Source organism: Methylococcus capsulatus str. Texas = ATCC 19069, from assembly GCF_000424685.1.
Classification (GTDB): Bacteria; Pseudomonadota; Gammaproteobacteria; order Methylococcales; family Methylococcaceae; genus Methylococcus; species Methylococcus capsulatus.
Window position 1 is genome coordinate 19,051 of sequence record NZ_AUKJ01000018.1, and the last position, 17,783, is coordinate 36,833.

The 17,783-nt window shown below is 64.4% G+C and carries 18 protein-coding genes; 9 read left to right on the top strand and 9 right to left on the bottom strand.

Annotation, left to right across the window (positions count from 1 at the left end):
* Positions 1-65: 65 nt before the first annotated feature.
* From minC to H156_RS0106225, 6 genes are all read left to right on the top strand, one after another.
* Positions 66-788 carry a septum site-determining protein MinC gene (minC, locus tag H156_RS0106200; RefSeq protein WP_017364800.1) on the top strand — a complete coding sequence of 241 codons (723 nt, stop codon included), beginning with the start codon at positions 66-68 and terminating at the stop codon, positions 786-788.
* A 31-nt stretch (positions 789-819) separates the two neighbouring features.
* A complete protein-coding gene (gene minD / locus H156_RS0106205; protein WP_017364801.1) occupies positions 820-1,629 on the top strand; it encodes a septum site-determining protein MinD in 810 nt (269 codons plus the stop codon).
* A 4-nt stretch (positions 1,630-1,633) separates the two neighbouring features.
* Positions 1,634-1,915, top strand: coding sequence for a cell division topological specificity factor MinE (gene minE, locus H156_RS0106210; RefSeq protein ID WP_010962252.1), 282 nt, complete (start codon positions 1,634-1,636; stop codon positions 1,913-1,915).
* Between the two features lie 42 nt (positions 1,916-1,957).
* Positions 1,958-2,173 carry a winged helix-turn-helix domain-containing protein gene (locus H156_RS0106215; protein ID WP_010962253.1) on the top strand — a complete coding sequence of 72 codons (216 nt, stop codon included), beginning with the start codon at positions 1,958-1,960 and terminating at the stop codon, positions 2,171-2,173.
* A gap of 96 nt (positions 2,174-2,269) precedes the next feature.
* A complete protein-coding gene (xth, locus tag H156_RS0106220) occupies positions 2,270-3,040 on the top strand; it encodes an exodeoxyribonuclease III (RefSeq protein WP_017364802.1) in 771 nt (256 codons plus the stop codon).
* Positions 3,041-3,121: 81 nt separating this feature from the next.
* Positions 3,122-4,144, top strand: coding sequence for an isocitrate/isopropylmalate dehydrogenase family protein (locus H156_RS0106225; RefSeq protein ID WP_017364803.1), 1,023 nt, complete (start codon positions 3,122-3,124; stop codon positions 4,142-4,144).
* 6 nt (positions 4,145-4,150) lie between these two features.
* Here H156_RS0106225 and mutM read toward each other — a convergent pair whose 3' ends face one another.
* The 7 genes from mutM to H156_RS0106260 form a co-directional block, all read right to left on the bottom strand.
* A complete protein-coding gene (gene mutM / locus H156_RS0106230) occupies positions 4,151-4,966 on the bottom strand; it encodes a bifunctional DNA-formamidopyrimidine glycosylase/DNA-(apurinic or apyrimidinic site) lyase (RefSeq protein WP_017364804.1) in 816 nt (271 codons plus the stop codon).
* Positions 4,967-4,972: 6 nt separating this feature from the next.
* The gene (locus tag H156_RS0106235; RefSeq protein WP_017364805.1) at positions 4,973-6,166 is read right to left on the bottom strand and encodes a hypothetical protein; all 1,194 of its coding nucleotides are present in this window, start codon (positions 6,164-6,166) and stop codon (positions 4,973-4,975) included.
* 2 nt (positions 6,167-6,168) lie between these two features.
* Positions 6,169-7,716: an MBOAT family O-acyltransferase gene (locus H156_RS0106240; protein ID WP_017364806.1), complete on the bottom strand. Its 1,548-nt coding sequence runs from the start codon at positions 7,714-7,716 to the stop codon at positions 6,169-6,171.
* 91 nt (positions 7,717-7,807) lie between these two features.
* Positions 7,808-8,737, bottom strand: coding sequence for a DUF4340 domain-containing protein (locus H156_RS0106245; RefSeq protein WP_010962259.1), 930 nt, complete (start codon positions 8,735-8,737; stop codon positions 7,808-7,810).
* Positions 8,738-8,819: 82 nt separating this feature from the next.
* The gene (locus tag H156_RS0106250; protein WP_017364808.1) at positions 8,820-10,217 is read right to left on the bottom strand and encodes a GldG family protein; all 1,398 of its coding nucleotides are present in this window, start codon (positions 10,215-10,217) and stop codon (positions 8,820-8,822) included.
* Complete coding sequence (locus H156_RS0106255; protein ID WP_010962261.1) at positions 10,214-10,969, bottom strand: ABC transporter permease subunit; 756 nt, start codon at positions 10,967-10,969, stop codon at positions 10,214-10,216. Before H156_RS0106255 ends, H156_RS0106250 begins: the two co-directional genes overlap by 4 nt.
* Entirely contained in the window at positions 10,966-11,910 is a 945-nt protein-coding gene (locus H156_RS0106260; RefSeq protein ID WP_010962262.1) for an ABC transporter ATP-binding protein, read from the bottom strand. The genes H156_RS0106255 and H156_RS0106260 overlap by 4 nt, the downstream gene beginning before the upstream one ends.
* Positions 11,911-11,973: 63 nt before the next feature.
* Here H156_RS0106260 and hemW point away from each other — a divergent pair, with 63 nt between their 5' ends.
* Positions 11,974-13,116, top strand: a complete 1,143-nt coding sequence (gene hemW / locus H156_RS0106265; RefSeq protein WP_017364809.1) for a radical SAM family heme chaperone HemW — start codon at positions 11,974-11,976, stop codon at positions 13,114-13,116.
* A gap of 17 nt (positions 13,117-13,133) precedes the next feature.
* Here the strand turns inward: hemW and H156_RS0106270 are convergent, their stop codons facing one another.
* Together H156_RS0106270 and H156_RS0106275 are read right to left on the bottom strand one after the other, a co-directional pair.
* Positions 13,134-13,478, bottom strand: coding sequence for a phage holin family protein (locus H156_RS0106270; RefSeq protein WP_017364810.1), 345 nt, complete (start codon positions 13,476-13,478; stop codon positions 13,134-13,136).
* Positions 13,479-13,503: 25 nt separating this feature from the next.
* Positions 13,504-15,636 carry an EAL domain-containing response regulator gene (locus H156_RS0106275; protein ID WP_017364811.1) on the bottom strand — a complete coding sequence of 711 codons (2,133 nt, stop codon included), beginning with the start codon at positions 15,634-15,636 and terminating at the stop codon, positions 13,504-13,506.
* A 731-nt stretch (positions 15,637-16,367) separates the two neighbouring features.
* On the opposite strand from H156_RS0106275, the gene H156_RS15870 reads away from it, so the two are divergent.
* The gene (locus H156_RS15870) at positions 16,368-17,300 is read left to right on the top strand and encodes a DUF58 domain-containing protein (RefSeq protein WP_017364812.1); all 933 of its coding nucleotides are present in this window, start codon (positions 16,368-16,370) and stop codon (positions 17,298-17,300) included.
* A 4-nt stretch (positions 17,301-17,304) separates the two neighbouring features.
* Positions 17,305-17,781, top strand: coding sequence for a DUF4381 domain-containing protein (locus H156_RS0106285; RefSeq protein ID WP_010962268.1), 477 nt, complete (start codon positions 17,305-17,307; stop codon positions 17,779-17,781).
* Positions 17,782-17,783: the final 2 nt, after the last annotated feature.

Sequence of the window (17,783 nt, forward strand, 5' to 3'; positions counted from 1 at the left end):
CCGGTGAGCGCAATGTTAGAATTTCGAGAATACATCTGACCCAGCCCGTCTCTGCCGCACAAGACATGCTCGATCCATCGCAAGCCTACGATGTCCCCTTCGAAATCCGCGCGGGCTCGTTCAATCTGCCCGTGCTCAAGCTGACCAGCGACAGCGCGGACGCCATCGCCGGCCTGCTCGCGGCCCGGGTCCAGCAGGCCCCGGACTTCTTCCGGCACGCCCCGGTCATCCTCGATCTACACGAGCTGGCCACTCGTGATCAGGTCCCCGACTTCGACGCCCTGTTGCAAATCCTCCGCGGTAGCGGGCTGACCCCGGTGGGGGTCCGCGGTGGTAATGCGGAACAGAACGCCGCTGCGGATGCGGCGGGGCTGGCCCTGCTGGCCGAGGGCAAGCATCACGAAAGCCACCCCGCGACCGAGTCCCCCCAGCCCACACCGGAACCGATTCGCCCCCCCCGGCAGGGCACGAAAATCATCGACCAGCCGATTCGGTCGGGCCAGCGGGTCTACGCGAACGACGGCGATCTGGTCGTGATTGCCACGGTAAGCCCGGGAGCGGAACTGATGGCCGACGGCAACATCCATGTCTACGGCTCGCTTCGCGGGCGCGCCATGGCCGGTGTCAAGGGTGACCTCGACGCCCGTATCTTTTGCCTGGATCTCCAGGCGGAGCTGATCGCCATCGGCGGCCATTACAAGGTCAGCGAGAACCTCGACGGCACCGCGCGCGGCAGACCGGTACAGATCATGCTGCGCGACAATGCGCTGATCATCCAGGATTTATGACGTTTTCGACGAATATTGGGAGGACCGAAACTTGGCCAGAATCATCGTTGTAACCTCCGGGAAAGGCGGGGTCGGCAAAACCACGACCAGCGCCGCCTTCGCGACGGGGCTTGCGCTCAAGGGTTTCCGCACTGCAGTGATCGATTTCGACGTCGGACTGCGCAACCTGGACCTCATCATGGGCTGCGAACGCCGGGTGGTCTACGATTTCGTCAACGTCATCAACCAGGAGGCGACCCTCAACCAGGCACTCATCCGGGACAAGCGGTGCGACAACCTGTTCATCCTCCCCGCCTCCCAGACCCGGGACAAGGAGAGCCTCACCAAAGAAGGCGTCGAACGTGTCCTGGGCGAATTGGGCGAAACCTTCGACTACATCGTCTGCGATTCCCCGGCCGGCATCGAGCGCGGCGCCACCCTGGCCATGTACTTCGCCGACGACGCCATCGTCGTCACCAATCCCGAGGTCTCGTCGGTACGCGACTCCGACCGCATGCTCGGCATCCTCGCCTCCAAGTCGCGGCGGGCCGAAGCGGGCGGGGAACCGATCAAGGAATACCTGTTGCTCACCCGCTATTCGCCGCAGCGCGCCAAGATCGGTGAAATGCTCAGCGTGGACGACGTTCAGGAAATCCTGTCCCTGCACCTGTTGGGGGTGATCCCGGACTCCCGCGCCGTGCTCAACGCCTCCAACGCGGGCTCGCCGGTGATCCTGGACGAAAAAAGCGATGCGGGACGGGCGTATGATGACGCCGTACGCCGTTATCTGGGTGAGGATGTGCCGCACCGGTTCATCGCGGCGGAAAAGAAAAGCTTCATCAGCCGGCTTTTCAGAGGTTAAGACCATGGGACTCCTGGACTATTTTCGCGGTTCTAGAACCGACAGTGCGGCGGTCGCCAAGGAGCGGCTGCAGATCCTCGTGGCCCACGAACGGGCCGAACGCAACAAGCCCGATTATCTGCCCTTGCTGCAGAAGGAGCTGCTCGAAGTCATACGCAAATACGTCAACGTCGGCCAGGATGCCATCACGGTCACCATGGAAAAGGACGACAACCGGGAGGTGCTCGAACTCAACGTCGTCCTTCCGGACGCCATCGAATCCCGGCCGAAGCGCAAGCGCGGCTGAACGTCCCATTTTCCGACCCGCCCAAACCACGGGAGATCCTCCATGCACGACGACATCGCTACCACCGTTGGGAACGCCGCCGGCAAGATATGGCATTTCCTCGACCAGAACGGCGAAGCCAGCGCCAGCCGGCTTGCCGATGAAACGGGCCTGGACAGGAACGAGGTGCAGCGCGCCATCGGCTGGCTGGCGCGCGAAGGCAAGCTCGTCACCGAAAGACGCGGCCGTTACGAGTTTTTCCGGCTGACCGCCGAATGACCTCGAAATCCTCCCTGCTCCCCAGGGAGCAGGGAAGGCTTCGATGTCGGCAAGGCTTTCCGGCCTTCGGAGCGCGGCGATCCTGCCCTTCATGTCATGAAAATAGCGACGTGGAACGTGAACTCCCTGCGGGTCAGACTGCCGCAGGTGCTCGACTGGCTGGATTCGGTGCAGCCGGGCATCCTGGCCGTGCAGGAAACCAAGCTGACGGATGACGCGTTCCCGGTCGAAGCGCTGCGTGCCGTCGGTTACCACGCCATCTACAGCGGCCAGAAGACCTACAACGGCGTGGCTGTACTGAGCAAAGCGCCGGTCGCGGACGTGTTGACCGATCCGCCCAACCTGGACGATCCGCAGCGGCGCATCCTGGCAGTGACCGCGGGACCCCTGCGCATCATCAACCTGTACGTCCCCAACGGCAGTGAAGTCGGTTCGGACAAATACGCCTACAAGCTCGACTGGCTGGCGAAAGTCCGCGATTTCATCGCGGAAGAAATGGCCGCACACCCCCATACGGTCGTGCTGGGCGACTTCAACATCGCTCCCGAAGACCGCGATGTGCACGACCCGGAAAGCTGGCGCGAAAAGATCCTGTGCAGCACGCCCGAACGCGATGCCTTCCGTGCCTTGGCAGGACTGGGGCTGTCCGATCTATTCCGCCGCTTCGAGCAGCCCGAGGGCAGCTTCTCCTGGTGGGACTACCGCGCCGCCGGCTTCCGCCGCAATCTGGGGCTCCGGATCGACCACATCCTCGCCTCCCTGCCGCTCGCCGGGCGCTGCACCGCCTGCTCCATCGACAAGACGCCGCGCAGCCTCGAACGTCCCTCGGATCACGCACCGGTCGTCGCCGAGTTCGACGGTTTCTGACACCCCGATCGGCTGCGGCTTAATTTTTGCTGGCGTCTGTCGGATAATCGACCGATTGTTTCAAACTCCAAGGAAAGTCCCATGCACAAGATCACCCTCATCCCCGGCGACGGTATCGGCCCCTCCATCGTCGACGCCGCCGTCAAGGTCATCGAGGCCACCGGCGTCCAGGTCCAATGGGACACCCAATCCGCCGGCATGGCGGCGGTCGAGAAATTCGGTACCCCGTTGCCGGACGCCACGCTGGACTCCATCCGCGCCAACCGCATCTGCTTCAAGGGACCGCTCACCACTCCCGTCGGCGGAGGTTACCGCAGCGTCAACGTCACCCTGCGCCAAGCTCTCAACCTCTATGCCAACGTCCGTCCGGCCATCTCCTTCGAGGGCACCGACACCGCCTTCAGCGACGTCAACCTCGTCACCGTCCGCGAGAACACCGAAGGCTTGTACGCCGGCATCGAGCATTTCATCAAGGTCGACGAGGAAAAGATCGCGGCGGAAAGCATCGCGGTCGTCACCCGCAAGGGCTCCGAGCGCATCATCCGCTATGCCTTCGACTATGCCCGCCGCGCCCGGCGCAAGAAGGTCACCCTGGTGCACAAGGCCAACATCCTCAAGTGCACCTCCGGCCTGTTCCTGGAAATCGGTCGCGAAATCGCCAAGGAATACCCGGACATCGAATTCGACGACCGTATCGTCGATGCCTGCTCGATGCAGATGGTCATGCAGCCTCAGCGCTTCGACGTGCTGGTCACCACCAATCTGTTCGGCGATATCCTGTCGGACCTGGCGGCCGGCCTGATCGGCGGCCTCGGGCTCACGGCGGGCGCCAACATCGGCACCGACGCGGCGCTGTTCGAAGCCGTGCACGGCAGCGCGCCTGACATCGCCGACAAAGGCATCGCCAATCCCACCGCCATGATCATGGCCGGCGCCATGATGCTCGAACACATCGGCGAACCGGACGCCGCGCGCAGGATCGAACGCGCGGTGCGCGAGGTGATTGAGGACGGCCGCTCGGTCACGCCGGACCTGGCCAAGGACTCCCCCTGCGGCACCGCACAGATGGCCGAAGCCATCGTCGAGCGGGTGCGTCAGGCGTAGCGCGATTCAACGCTGGCAGCGCGGACAGTAATAGGTCGCGCGCTGCCCCAGCCGCATGCAGCGGATCGGCTCGCCGCAAACCCGGCAAGGCTGACCGGCACGGTCATAGACCCGGAGTACCTGCTTGAAGTAGCCCGGCGCGCCGGATTCGTTGACGAAATCCCGCAAGGTCGTACCTCCCTGCTCGATGGACGCCGCCAGTACCTCGGCGATATGCTCCCCCAGGTTCCGGTAGCGGGCGAGACTGATTTTTCCGGCGGGACGCGCGGGATGGATACCGGCCCGAAACAAGGCTTCGTTGGCGTAGATATTGCCAACGCCAGCCACGACGCGACTGTCCATGATGAAGGATTTGACCGCCGTGTTCCGTCCCGCAGCGAGGCGGTGCAGATGCGCGCCATCGAATGCTTTGTCCAGGGGCTCCGGACCGAGCGCGGCCAACAGCGGGTGCCGCTCAGGCGGTTCCGCAGTCCACAGCAAACAGCCGAAGCGCCGCGGATCGTGGTAGCGCAGGCAAATATCGCCTTCGAACACCAGATCGACATGATCGTGCTTGCGCGGAGGAAAGCCCGGCTTGCAGATACGCAGACTCCCCGACATACCGAGATGGGCGATCAGGGTGCCTTCGTCGAAATCGAGCAGGAGGTATTTGCCGCGGCGACGCACATCCGTCAGTCGCCGACCGGTCAGCGTCTCCCCCAGATCGGCGGGTACCGGCCAGCGCAGCCGCGCCTCCCTCACCCTTACGTCGACGATTCGCCAGCCGGCGATGTGCGGAGCGATGCCGCGGCGGGTGGTTTCGACTTCGGGCAGTTCGGGCATCGTGTCTCAGGAAGTCTTGCGGCAGGAAGCGATCAGATCGGCGAATTCGCGCATGAAACCGGGGTGGCTTTCCAGGAACGTGGCGCGGTCGCGGAAAAATGCCGCGCGCAACGCCGGAACCGCCGCCGGCTCGACCCGGCTCCCGAAACCTTCCTCGCCCAGGCCGAACATCCGGTCCAACAACCGGTTGCCGAATTCGAAATTGAAATGGCCGACGTCCTGCCACAGCCGGGTCTGGTTATCGCGGATGGGCTCCAAAAGATCGGGATCGTAGCCCTGGAAATCCCAGACCTCCGCCCAGCGCCCCTCCGGATCCGCCGCGCGGACGGTGCGTGCAACCGACAGCAGCGCCTCCCAGCGCAGATCGGCGAAGCCGCAGGCGATGTCGGCTTCGGCGCGCAAGGCATGCACGGGATAGGCGACCAGCCGGGTTTCGACACCGGCGCGGGCGAGGCGGTCCACCAGATCTTGGAGGCCGGCGAGGTCCGCGGGAATGGTCGTCCCCAGGGACGGATCGAAATCCGGCGGGACCACGGCGGCCCGGGGCTTGAGCAGGCAAGGCGCATCCGGCCTCAGGTTGGCCAGATAGCGGGCGAAGTCCGCCCGGAAACGGCGCTCCACTTCGTCGACCTCGAAGCGAGTGTAATAGAACAGGCCCTCCGCGGTATGGGTCGGCATCCTGCGCTGGCCTTTCACCGTCCGCAGCGAAGCCTTGATGGCCTTGCCCGACAGCAGCAGCGCAGCGACCGGCAGGTGCTCCATCTCCGCCATGAGCATCCGGCAGTCGACTGCCGGGAACGGATGGCCGGGCTGGAAACCGATGACCATCCGCTTCGGCGCGGCGTACTCGAGGGCGAACCGTACCGAGCAGTACACCCGTTCCCAGTCCGCACCCGCGAGGCCGAAGTTATAGCCCCGTTCGTGCCGGTCCGACCGGGTCAGCGCCGGATGCAGCGGATCGAAGCCGATTTCCGCGTAGGAATTGCCGAACACCAGGGCGGCAGGCCGTTCGCGCCGGACGATCTGCGGCTTGACATGGCGCTCGTAGCGCTTGAACTCCGGTTTGACCGCGTTGAAACCGGGAATGCTCACCTTGCGGTTGTACCAAAACGGATCGACCAGGTAACAGAACGTCGCCAGCGCCGCCAGCAGGGCGAAGATCCCGGTCGATACCGTCTTGAGATAGGCGTCGCTGTCCATCGTCAGAACTGGAAGTAAATGAATTCGCTCAGCCCGGAAATCGCGCACACCGCGGCCACCCCGACGACGATGCTCAGCAACGCCCAGGCCCGATCCGGCCGCCACTGCCAGAACCTCGCTTCGTGCGAACCGACTCTGGCGCCGTTCAGGCCGGGCCGGAAGCGGGCGAAGATTTCGTTGGTGTTGGGCATGGCTACGGAAACCAGCAACAAGACCGCGATCCATAGCACCGGCCCGGCACCGTGCAGCAACGGCGACTCACTGAACTTCCAGCCTTCCGCCGCCAGGTAGTCGCCCAACGCGCCGTCTTTCAACCCGGCCGGCAGCGCCAACCCGTTCAGCCCCAACATGCCGCGCAAGATGCCCCCGGCGGTCGTCAGGCTGTCGGAGCGGAACAACACCCAGCCGAACACCACGGCGAGGAAGGTGAGGAGTCTCCCCGCCCAGCGCGCCGGGCGGGACGCGGGGTCGGCACCCCATCGCGCGCGCCGCCGCAAGCTACGCCAGCCGCGATGGATGACGAGGTAAGTACCGTGGAGCGCGCCCCAGGCCAGATAGGTCCAGTTGGCGCCGTGCCAGAACCCGCCCAGCACCATGGTGACGAACAGGTTCAGGCCGTGCCGCCAGGGCGCACAGCGGTTGCCGCCCAGTGGGATGTAGAGGTAGTCCCGCAGGAAACGGGACAGCGTCATATGCCAGCGCCGCCAGAAATCGGCGATGTCCGTCGCCTTGTAGGGGGAATCAAAGTTGACGGGCAAACGGATTCCGAACAGCAGCGACAGGCCGATCGCCATGTCGGAATACCCGGAAAAGTCGAAATAGAGCTGGAAAGTATAGGCGAGGGCGCCTGTCCAGCTTTCCAGGAACATCGGCGGCTGGCTCTGCGCCGCCGAGAACAACTGCTGGGCATGGGGCGCGATGCCGTCGGCCAGCACCGTCTTCTTGAACAGACCAAACAGGAACAGGGTGAATCCCGTGGCGAAATCGTCGGCGATCCGTCGGCCACCCGGGTCCCGGGAAAACTGCGGCATCATCTCGCCGTGATGCAGGACGGGACCGGCGATCAGGTGGGGAAAATACGTGACGAACAGAAGATAAGGCACGAAACGGTATTCCCGCGCCCGACCCCGGTACGCATCGACCAGGAAGGCGATCTGGGTGAAGGTGAAGAAGGAGATGCCCAGTGGCAGCACGATCTCCTCGAAACCCCAGTGGGCGCCGGACAGATCGTTCACGGCGCGCACGAAAAAATTGGCGTATTTGTAGTAGCCCAGCACGACGAGGTCGACGGCGATGGAACCGGCCAGCAGCCAACGTCGCGCCTTCGACCCTTGCGGCATCAGACTGATGTGGCGCCCGGCGAGAAAATTGAAACCGACGGAAACCAGCAACAGCAGGACATACTTCGGATTCCACCAACCGTAGAAGAACAGCGAAGCCAACGCCAGCCAGGCGAGGGCAAGATCGCTGCGGTGCCGCCGCAGGGCATAGAAGCCGGCAAGCACCGTCGGCAGGTAAAAGAACAGGAATTCGTAGGAGTTGAACAGCATCGGACCGGCTCGAGCGGGGCGACCGGGACCGGTCCGAACGAAAGGCGTAGCGTTGCCTGTGGCGACGGGCCGGAAGGGACACGCCCCGTCTTCAGTCTGCCTCGATTTCCTCGGCCCCGCCCTCGTCCGTTGGGGCCTGGGGGACCGGTGAAGCCGACGGGGACGCTTCCTCGGTCCGGGTCTCGGCAGGTTTGGGATTCAGGCTGAGCAGGCGCTTGGCTGGCTCGCCCACGACCTCATACTGGAGCCCGTAATCCGGGCGAACCAGCAGCAACTCGGGTTCGCGCTGGACGATGACGAAATCCACCGACTCCCCGTTCGCCAATCCGATGTGGAGTTTCTGCCCTTCAGCCGCCTTGTCCAGGTGCTTGACGTCGATCGCACGTGCCGCCTGCCACTGGGTCAGCAGCTCGCCGATGAGGGTCTCTCCGCCTTCCTGCGGCGTCTCGAAGACCCATTTGCCATCCTGCCCCAGCCGGGCTTTCCATTCCGGCAAGGCGATCTCCTGGATCCGCGCGTCCTCGGGCAGCAGTTTCTTGTCGACGTAATCCGTCGCCTGCGCCGTCAGGTGCCGCGAGAAATCATCGCGCACCAGGTGCAGCGTATCCCCGATGCGAACGTAGCGCCGCATGTTGATGGGATCGGCTCCGCCGAAGACCAGCACCACATCTCCCAGGGTCAGGCTGGCGAGGGGCTTGTCCAGCTCGAATTTGGCCAGTTCGTCCGGCTTGAGCGGATAGCTGGCGTCGCTGGGGGTTTTGGCGATCTCCAGCAGCTGGCGGACCCGGAACTCGTTGGCCGGAGCGGAAAACGGCGCCGACACCCACCAATGTCCTCCCTTCTTCGCCAGGACGATGGTCTTGTCCCCCCGCTGCAGGGTCAGAGTATCGACCTTGTCAGTCTCCACGCCTGTCAGCGGCGTCTCGGCGGGCTCCTTCTTGCCGGGCTCGAAATAGGCGACGGCGCCGAGCACCGCCAAGACGGCCAGCAGCGAAAGATTGAGCAGCATACGAGATTTCATAGTCCCTCCACCAAATAACCGGAAGCCGAGGCAGACGACGGCTCCCGGAACGTCCGAACCAGAGCCGCCGCGACCTCGACCCTCAACGCTGGCGCCGCCGCCACCAGATCAGCACGCCGCTGCCGATCAATGCCACAGGGAGCACGATCAGGAACCCGAAACCGATGATGCCCGAAGCCAGCGGAGTGAGCTGCAGATCGCGGTCCGGCGAAGTCTTGGCAGGAATGTTGATGAACTGGTCGTTCTGGCTCAGCCAGTTGATCATGTTGAGGCCCAGATTGAGATTGCCGCCGTTGCCGAGAAAGGCGTTGGACAGGAAATCGCCGTCGCCGATCACCACGATGCGCTGTTCCCGCGGCTTGCCCGCCTCGGCGCCCTCCTTCTTTTCTTCCCCCTTCGGCTCGGGCTTGAGCTCGCGGGTCAGGACGTAGGCGATGTGCAGCGGGCCCTGGCGTTCGCCTTTGTCGGCATCGAACTGAATCTTGCCCTCGATGGGGCCGGTCTCGGTCCAGGAGCGGGAGAGGGTGTTCAGCAGCGCCTCGCGCTCGAAGTCATGGTTGTCCTGCACCGCATCCAACGCCAGCGCCGACGGGAACAGGGTCATGGTCTGGAAGCCGTAGGTGATGGCGTGCGGCGGATATTCGGCGACCAGGGCGAAGGTGGGATCGTCGATGCCGAACAACTGGGTGGAGGCATCCACCACCGTGCCCCGCAGCACCTGTATGCCGAGCTGCTGGGCGAGTGGCCCGAGACCCTTGAGGTTGTCGGAATCGATCATCCACAGGAGATTGCCGCCCTGCTTCACCCAGTCACCGATCAGGCTCACCTCGCCCGGCAGCAGGTTGGCGTTCGGGCCGGCGATGACCAGTACGTCGGTGTTGTCGGGAATCTTCGGCGTGACCCCCAGGTTCACCGTGGATACGGTGAGGCCCTTGCGCCCCAGCTCGTCACCGAACTGGCCCAGATCGTGGTTGGCACGTTCGGTGGGCGAGCGCTCGCCGTGGCCTTCCAGGAACACGATGCGCTGGTCCTTGGCCCGGGCCAGGCGCTGCAGCGCATTGGTGATGGTGGTCTCGTTCGCCTCCTGCACGTTTTCGCTGCGGCCCTGGTATTCGATGACCAGTTCGCCGTCGACCGAGATGCCGAGTTCCCGCACCTTGTCCGGCTGGGTATCGGGGTTGACGAAATTCAGGCTCAGATCTTTCTTGCGACGGCTGTAGCGGCCGACCTGGTCGCTGATCTGATCGCGCAGGCTCTTGGTTTCACGGGCGTAGGCCGTCACCCGGACCGGATCCTTCAGCATGTCCAGCACCTTGACGCTGGCTTCCGACAGTGTGTGTCGGTGGGCGGCGGTCCAATCGAACTGCGCGGAATAGCGGGTGCTCAGCCAGGCGACCAGCGCCACCACGCCGAGAAACAACAGGGTGAACGTCAGGTTCTGGAGCCGTAGCTCCATGTGAGTCTTGCGGTTGATCTTCATTTTTGCAGCCGGTCGTTATCCAGACGATGGACGCTCAGCACCAGGAACGTCAGGATGAACAGGAGGAAATAGATCAGGTCGGTGGTCGAAACCAAACCTTTCAACAAGGCCTCGTAGTGCCTCAGCAGGGATAGGTACTGCAGCACGCCATTGGCGTTTCCTTCCGCACCGCCCGTCCAGTCGATGATCCACAGCAGCAGCAAGGCGCCGAAGGTCGCCACCGCCGCCACCGTCGGCTGGTTGGACGAAGCCGAGATGTAAAGGCCCACCGCTGCGAAACCGGCCAGCAACAGCACCAAGGCCAGGATACAGGAAGCCAGCTTGCCGAGATCGAGCGCGCCGCCCATCAGCAGGGACAGCGGCATCAGCGCCAGCATGCCGACCATGATCAGCAGGAAGAAGAACACGCCCAGGTATTTGCCCACGATGATGTCGGTCATCGACACCGGCGCGGTGAACAGCAGGCTCAGGGTCCGGTTGCGGCGTTCCTCGCTGATCAGGCGCATGGTGAGCAGCGGGGTCACCAGAAGGAGAATGACGCCGGCATTGCCGAACAACGGAGCCACGATAAGGTCCGTCACGCCCGGAACGTCCTCCATGCCGGCCATGCGCGGCTGGACCATCAGGAAATAATCGAGCTGGGCCAGGAACATATAGCCCAGGATGATCTGGATCACGCCGAGCACGGACCAGGCCAACGGCGACAGAAAGAGGGTGCGCAATTCGCGCGCTGCGATCGTGAACGCCATCATGCCGTCTGCTCCTCGCCCTGCGGACTGGTCTGGGTGATATCGATGAAGATCTGCTCCATGCTGCGCCGCTCCGGTACCAGTTCGGCCAGGCCCCAGCCGGCGCCCACCACGATCTCGGCGATCCGGACCGCCGGGTCCTTGTCCTTGTCGTGAAAAATGCGGTAGCGGTTGTGGCCGGTCTCCTCGATGGACTGCACACCCTCCACGCTGTAGAGTTGCCGTACGTCGGCCGGCTCACAGGTCGCCACCACGAGGCTGGAGGCGCGCATCCGCTGCTCCAGGCTGGCGATGGTGCCGTTGAGCACCAGCCTGCCCTTGTGGATGATCTGGACGTGGGTGCAGGACTCTTGCACTTCCGGCAGAATGTGGGTGGACAGGATCACCCCGTGCTCGCGGCCCAGTTCCCGGATCAGCTCGCGGATCTCGCGGATCTGGATCGGGTCCAGGCCCACGGTGGGCTCGTCCAGCACGATCACCGCCGGCATGTGTACGATGGCCTGGGCGATGCCGACACGCTGCTGGTAACCCTTCGACAGGTTGTTGATGAGGCGCGGCCCCACCTCGGTCAGACCGCAACGCTCCTTCGCGGTGTCGACCGCGCGGCGCGACCGGTCCCGGTGGATCCCGTGGAGCCGGGCGCAGAACTCCAGGTATTCATCCACGGTCAGATCCCGATAGACTGGCGGAATCTCCGGAAGGTAGCCGAGCTCGCGCTTGGCTTCGCGTGGCTGGTCGAGGATGTCGATCCCGTTGATCAGGATCTGGCCGGAAGTCGGCGCGAGGTTCCCGCAGATCATCTGCATGGTCGAGGACTTACCGGCGCCATTGGGGCCGAGAAACCCGAGAATCTCGCCTTTCTCCAGCGTGAAGCTCACATTGTTCACAGCGCAGTGATCGCCGTAATACCTATAGAGTTCTTGAACTTGAATCAGGCTCGTCATGTTGCGCGTAAGATACGAAAGTTTGTACGAAATGCAAGTCGACCGGGACGCACGGCCCCGTCCATGCTGAAACCACCACCCTTGGGACTCTACGTCCACGTGCCCTGGTGCGTGCGCAAGTGTCCGTACTGCGACTTCAACTCCCACCGCCTCGAGGGAGGACTGCCGGAGCGCGATTATATCGCGGCCTTGCTGAACGATCTGGCGCGGGACGCAGACAGGGTGACCGGCCGCTGCGTCGAATCGGTCTTCATCGGAGGCGGCACGCCCAGCCTGCTGAGTCCCGAAGCCGTCGGCCTGCTGCTGGAGGGTGTCAGGTCGCGCATCGCCCTGGCCAGCGACGCGGAAATCACGCTCGAAGCCAATCCCGGCACGGCGGAAACCGCCAAGTTCAAGGGCTTCCGCGAAGCCGGCGTCAACCGCCTGTCGATCGGCGTGCAGAGCTTCGACGATGCCAAACTGACCGCGCTGGGCCGCATCCACGACGGCCGCGCCGCCGTCGAGGCCGCGGCGATGGCCCGCGAAGCCGGATTCACCAACTTCAACCTCGACCTGATGTTCGGCCTGCCCGGACAGACCATCGCCCAGGCGAAACGGGATGTGGAAACGGCCATCGCCCAGCGGCCGACCCATGTCTCCTATTACCAGCTCACGCTCGAACCCAACACATTGTTCCACCGCTCCCCCCCTGCATTGCCGGAGGCGGACGCGGTTTGGGACATCCAGCGCGCCGGCCAGGCACTGCTGGCCGATGCCGGCTACGGCCATTACGAAATCTCGGCCTATGCCCGCGACGGCTTCCGCTGCCGCCACAACGTCAACTACTGGCGTTTCGGCGACTATCTGGGGGTGGGCGCCGGCGCCCACGGCAAGGTCACCGACCCGGCATCGGGTCGGATCACGCGCCTGTGGAAGACCCGCCATCCCGCGCGATACCTGGAAACCCAGGGTCTGGGCGGCGAGCACGTCGTGGACGATGCGAGCCTGCCCTTCGAATTCCTGATGAACCAGTTGCGGCTGCGGGAAGGTTTCGAACTCGCAAGCTTCACCGAACGCACCGGACTGACCGCATGCGCCCTGGAACCCGCCCTGTCGGAATGCCTGCAAGAAGGGCTCCTCGAACGCCATGGCGGCGTGATTCGCTGTAGCGACCGCGGCTGGAATTTCCTGGACGACGTCTTGCAGCGCTTCCTCCCGCCGGCCTGAACCAAGGACGAACGGGCTTAGACCGGCCCCAGGAGCGAAGCGACGCCCAGGTTGAGCAGCGTGAGCAGGAGACTCCCCAGCAAGGCCGAAGCGAAATCCCTGACCCTTATGCCCGGCACCAGCACCGACACCAGCCACAGCATCGAGGCGTTGATCACCAGGAGGAACAGCCCGAAGCTCAGAATCGTGAACGGCAGGGTCAGCAGCACCATGACCGGCCTTACGAACGCATTCACCAGGCCGAGCATGATCGCGCCCAGGATCGCCGGCCCCCAGCCTTCCACCTCCACGCCACGCACCAGATGGGCCACCACCAGCAGCAGTGCCGCCGTAAAGAAAAGGTGCACCAAAAATACGACCATGGCCGCCTCCGTCAGTTTCGGCCGTTCATGGACATACAGCCTCGCAGGAGGCCGATCGCAGCAAGCCCTCGAACGCATCCTCCGGCAGCGGCCTGGAAAACAGGTATCCCTGGAAGTAATCACAGCGGATGCGCTCGAGCAGCGCGTACTGCTGCGGAGTTTCCACCCCTTCCGCGATGACCTTCAAGCCCAGCCGGTGCGCCATCGTTACGATGGCTTCCGACAACAAGAAGCTCTTGGAATCCGGCGTCATGTCCCGAACGAACGTCCGGTCGATTTTGAGGTAATCGATTCTGAATTCCTTGAGATACGCAAGCGAAGAATACCCCGTCCCGAAATCGTCGAGCGCAATCTGCACACCCGCGGCCCGAAACTGGGCGAGCTTGTCGGCGATCGCCTGGTCCGTATCCATCAGCAGCGTCTCGGTGATTTCGAGCGCCAGCATACTTCCATCCAGCCCGAGTTCCCCCAGCCGTTCCAGCCAGCGACCGAAATCCCTGCCGCCGGCTTGAAACTGCCGGGGCGAGACATTGATGCTGACCTGGAAATCGGTCCCGAACCGGCTCCGCCAGCGGGCCGCCTGGCAAGCCGCCCGCTCGAACACCCAATCGCCGATGCAATGTATGCTGCCACAGTCTTCGGCGATCGGTATGAAGGCGGCGGGACTCACCTCGCCGAACTCGGGATGCTCCCACCGCAACAGGGCCTCGGCCTTGCGTACCCGTCCGGACGCCAGTTCGACGATGGGTTGGTAATGCAAACGCAACTGACCCGCCTGCACCGCGTCCCGCAGCGCCTGGCTCAGGCGTACCCGCATCGACATGGCGCGCTGCATCTCCGGATTGAACGCCTGGTAACCGTTGCGCCCCGCCCGCTTGGCCGCATACATCGCTTGATCGGCATTCCGCAAAAGACCGTCGGTGTCGGCGGCGTCGTCCGGAAAGACGGTGATACCTATGCTCGCGGAAACATGGGCGAGTTGATCCCCGAGGCGGAAAGGCTCGCTCAGGCTGTCGATGATGGCGCGTGCCAGCCGCTCGACCTCATCCATGCCTTCGAAGTCCGGTACGATCACGGTAAACTCGTCGCCCCCGAGCCTGGCGACGGTTACGGTCTCCGACTCGCGGACACAGCGCCGGACGCGGTGGGCCACCTGGACCAGCAGGGCATCACCCTGGTGGTGCCCCAGTGTGTCGTTGACCTCCTTGAAATGATCCAGATCGATGTATAACAGCGCCACGCGGCCGCGGTCGCGGTGCGCCCGTTCACTGGCCAGTGCCAGGCGCTCGGCGAACAACCGTCGGTTGGGCAACCGGGTCAGGGCGTCGTAGCAGGACTGGAACTCGATCAGGGCTTCCGACGCCTTTTTCTCGGTGATGTCGGAGAACAGGGCGACGCGTAGGTGGACTTTGCCGGCTTCGTCGTAAATCGTGTTGATGGTGAGATGCTCGGCGTATTCCTCGCCGTTCCTGCGCCTGTTCCAGATCTCGCCGCGCCAGGTTCCGGTAGCCTCGAGGGCCGCCCACATGGCCTGGTAAAAGGCGGGACCGTGCCGCCCCGATTGCAGCAGCTTCGGGTCCTTGCCGACCACGTCTTCCGGCCCGTATCCGGTGAGGGCGACGAAAGCGGGGTTGACCGCCACGATCCGGTTGTCGGCATTCACCAGCAGCATGCCTTCGCTGGAGGCGCTGAACACCATTCCGGCCACTTGCAGCTGCTCCCGGGCTGCCTTGTGCTCGGCGATCTCCCGCTGCAGGCGCCGTTCCTGCATGACCAGTCTGGCATGGTTGCGCAACCGCGCCTTCACGATGGCCATGGGAGACGACTTGGCGATGTAGTCCACCGCCCCGAGAGCCAAGCCGAAGGTTTCGTCGTGTTCCCCATCCTCGGCGGTCAGGAAGATGACCGGGATGTCGCGGGTCCTCCCGTCCGCCTTGAGCCGCCGGCAAACCTCGAAGCCGTCCATGTCCGGCATCGCCACGTCGAGGAGGATGAGGTCGGGCTGCGCCCCCGCTTCCAACAGAAATAACGCCTCGGCCCCGGACGTCGCGAACTGGACGTCGAACTCGGGTTCCAGGGCGTCCAGCAACAGGCCGACGTTCGCCAAGGCGTCATCGACGATCAAGATACGGGCTTGCCGGTCATCCGTTTCGTTCATTCCTCTCCCCAGACTTGCGATGCCATCCAGGCGCCGATGCCTCGCTGGCTTCCTTGAAATTCAATGGCCTGACTCGAACCTCGATGGCACTGAATGCCAGCGCCGTACCGGTAGGGCCTGCAACTCACGCTGCCGAGGCCGCAATACCTCGGCGTCGAATTCCCCACCGGACGGCCGCGACTCGCCGGAATCGCGAACCGCGACGGCGGCTCCTGCGGGCTGCCCACGCACCGTAAACCAGAGAGCCGATGAGCGTTCTGTTTGTCTCTAATGTAACAAAACTCTGGAAACACGGGGTACAGCGGTGCCCTCCAGACCGTCCACCGCGGCAGTACAGGCGGCCAGGCAAAGGGGGAGCAGAATCGAAGGGATTGGGCGATTCATGACAAGGGTGGATGGACAACCCGGTGACGGGACAGTGTACCGACACGGCGTGAGGGTTCATGCCGGGCTCTCGTGCCCGGCGCCCTCGGGGTCGATGCATGAATCGACAGGAAAGCCGGTTTGCCCGGGTGGCGCCCGAAGGGTTCGGCATGGGGATGCGCCGAACGAATACCGCTCCTGGGGGAGAATTAAAGCAAAGGGGCTGCGACTTTCGGGCCGACCGGCAAACCTCATTTGACCCCGCCGCTCTGGAGCGCTTTAATTCTTTCTCACCGAGGCATCGAGCCCCTGCCGAATTCCGCTTCGTACCGCGTTCCGCCTCTTCCACTCCGCATCCGATGAGCAGTATGCCACACCCGGCTGGCCCTACCGCCGACCTGGTCCGCCCTTCGCTGGCCGGGCTGATCCGCCTGAACCATCCGGCCTCCGGCATCGGGCTGTACCGGATCGCGGTGAAGGCGGTGGAGAGCGGCGGCTACCTGTCACGCTTCAAGGCCCGCGGCATGGAATTCGCGGAATCCCGCCCCTATGCCCCGGGCGACGACGTTCGCAACCTAGACTGGCGGGTCACGGCGCGGACCGGCCGGACCCACACCAAGCTGTTCCGGGAAGAACGCGAGCGGCCGGTGATGCTGTCGGTGGACTACCGCGCGGCGATGTGGTTCGCCACCCGCGGGGCGTTCAAATCGGTGCGCGTCGCTCAGCTCGCTTCCCTCCTGGCCTGGAGCGCAAGCCACCACGGCGACCGGGTGGGCGGCCAGATCTTTTCCGATCACGGCTGCAGCGAGTTCAAGCCAGAGCACGGCCAGCGCGGGGTGCTTCGCCTCATCCGGCAGCTGGCGGAGGCGCAGGCTCCGGCGTTGCCGGCAACGGCGTCCGAAACCGTACCGGCCATGGCCATGAAGCACTTACAGCAGCACGCGAAACCGGGGACTTTGGTGTTCGTGCTCAGCGACTTCCGCGGCTTCGACGCCGCCGCGCAGACCGCCTTGAGTGCCCTGGCGCGGCATTCCTCGGTGGTGTTGGTGTTCGTGTACGATCCTCTGGAGGCGGAATTGCCGAAATCCGGCCATTTCCGGGTCAGCGACACGGTCCGGGAAACGGCCTTCGACGCCGGCCGCCGCAGCGCCGAGCGCTGGCGCGCGAAATTCGAAACGCGCCGCGGCGCACTGGAGCGTTTCGCCCGCGGCCGCGGCATGCGCTGGCTCGAATGTTCCACCGCCGACGATCCGCTGGCTTTCCTGCAGCGGTCGCTGCGCGCCTCGTCGAAAACACGCTGAGAGCATGGAACAGCAGCTCGATCTCCGTGACATCCATCTGCCCCCGCCGGTCGGCGGGTGGCCTCCAGCGCCCGGCTGGTACCTGGCGCCGCTGCTCGTCCTGGCGCTGATCCTGACCCTGTGGATCGCATGGCGGCGCCTCATCCGCAACCCGTTCCGGGCGGCACTGCTGCGCGAGCTGGCCGTAATCGAGGCATCGGACGAGCTCGAACCGGCCGAGAAGATCGCGCGGGTCTCGATCCTGCTGCGGCGCGCCTGCCTCACACTCTATCCGCGTGAGGACGTGGCGGGATTGACCGGCCCGGCGTGGCTGGAACGGCTGGACGCCGTATTGGGCGGTCGCCAGTTCCGCGATGGCCCCGGCCGCTGCCTGATCGACGCTCCTTACCGCCCCGGCGGCGCAGTGCAACTGGATGTCCTGTTTGCCCTCTGCCGGAGCTGGGCGCGCAAACTTCCCCGATCCCGGCGATACCCGCCCTGAGC

Excerpts from the sequence above, each read along its gene's own strand:
- minE (WP_010962252.1), top strand. The coding sequence starts at position 1,634 with ATGGGACTCCTGGACTATTTTCGCGGTTCTAGAACCGACAGTGCGGCG.
- H156_RS0106245 (WP_010962259.1), bottom strand. The coding sequence starts at position 8,737 with ATGAAATCTCGTATGCTGCTCAATCTTTCGCTGCTGGCCGTCTTGGCG.
- H156_RS0106285 (WP_010962268.1), top strand. The coding sequence starts at position 17,305 with ATGGAACAGCAGCTCGATCTCCGTGACATCCATCTGCCCCCGCCGGTC.
- hemW (WP_017364809.1), top strand. The coding sequence starts at position 11,974 with ATGCTGAAACCACCACCCTTGGGACTCTACGTCCACGTGCCCTGGTGC.
- H156_RS15870 (WP_017364812.1), top strand. The coding sequence starts at position 16,368 with ATGCCACACCCGGCTGGCCCTACCGCCGACCTGGTCCGCCCTTCGCTG.
- mutM (WP_017364804.1), bottom strand. The coding sequence starts at position 4,966 with ATGCCCGAACTGCCCGAAGTCGAAACCACCCGCCGCGGCATCGCTCCG.
- minC (WP_017364800.1), top strand. The coding sequence starts at position 66 with ATGCTCGATCCATCGCAAGCCTACGATGTCCCCTTCGAAATCCGCGCG.
- H156_RS0106255 (WP_010962261.1), bottom strand. The coding sequence starts at position 10,969 with ATGATGGCGTTCACGATCGCAGCGCGCGAATTGCGCACCCTCTTTCTG.
- H156_RS0106215 (WP_010962253.1), top strand. The coding sequence starts at position 1,958 with ATGCACGACGACATCGCTACCACCGTTGGGAACGCCGCCGGCAAGATA.
- H156_RS0106250 (WP_017364808.1), bottom strand. The coding sequence starts at position 10,217 with ATGAAGATCAACCGCAAGACTCACATGGAGCTACGGCTCCAGAACCTG.
- H156_RS0106235 (WP_017364805.1), bottom strand. The coding sequence starts at position 6,166 with ATGGACAGCGACGCCTATCTCAAGACGGTATCGACCGGGATCTTCGCC.
- xth (WP_017364802.1), top strand. The coding sequence starts at position 2,270 with ATGAAAATAGCGACGTGGAACGTGAACTCCCTGCGGGTCAGACTGCCG.
- H156_RS0106270 (WP_017364810.1), bottom strand. The coding sequence starts at position 13,478 with ATGGTCGTATTTTTGGTGCACCTTTTCTTTACGGCGGCACTGCTGCTG.
- H156_RS0106225 (WP_017364803.1), top strand. The coding sequence starts at position 3,122 with ATGCACAAGATCACCCTCATCCCCGGCGACGGTATCGGCCCCTCCATC.
- H156_RS0106275 (WP_017364811.1), bottom strand. The coding sequence starts at position 15,636 with ATGAACGAAACGGATGACCGGCAAGCCCGTATCTTGATCGTCGATGAC.
- H156_RS0106240 (WP_017364806.1), bottom strand. The coding sequence starts at position 7,716 with ATGCTGTTCAACTCCTACGAATTCCTGTTCTTTTACCTGCCGACGGTG.
- H156_RS0106260 (WP_010962262.1), bottom strand. The coding sequence starts at position 11,910 with ATGACGAGCCTGATTCAAGTTCAAGAACTCTATAGGTATTACGGCGAT.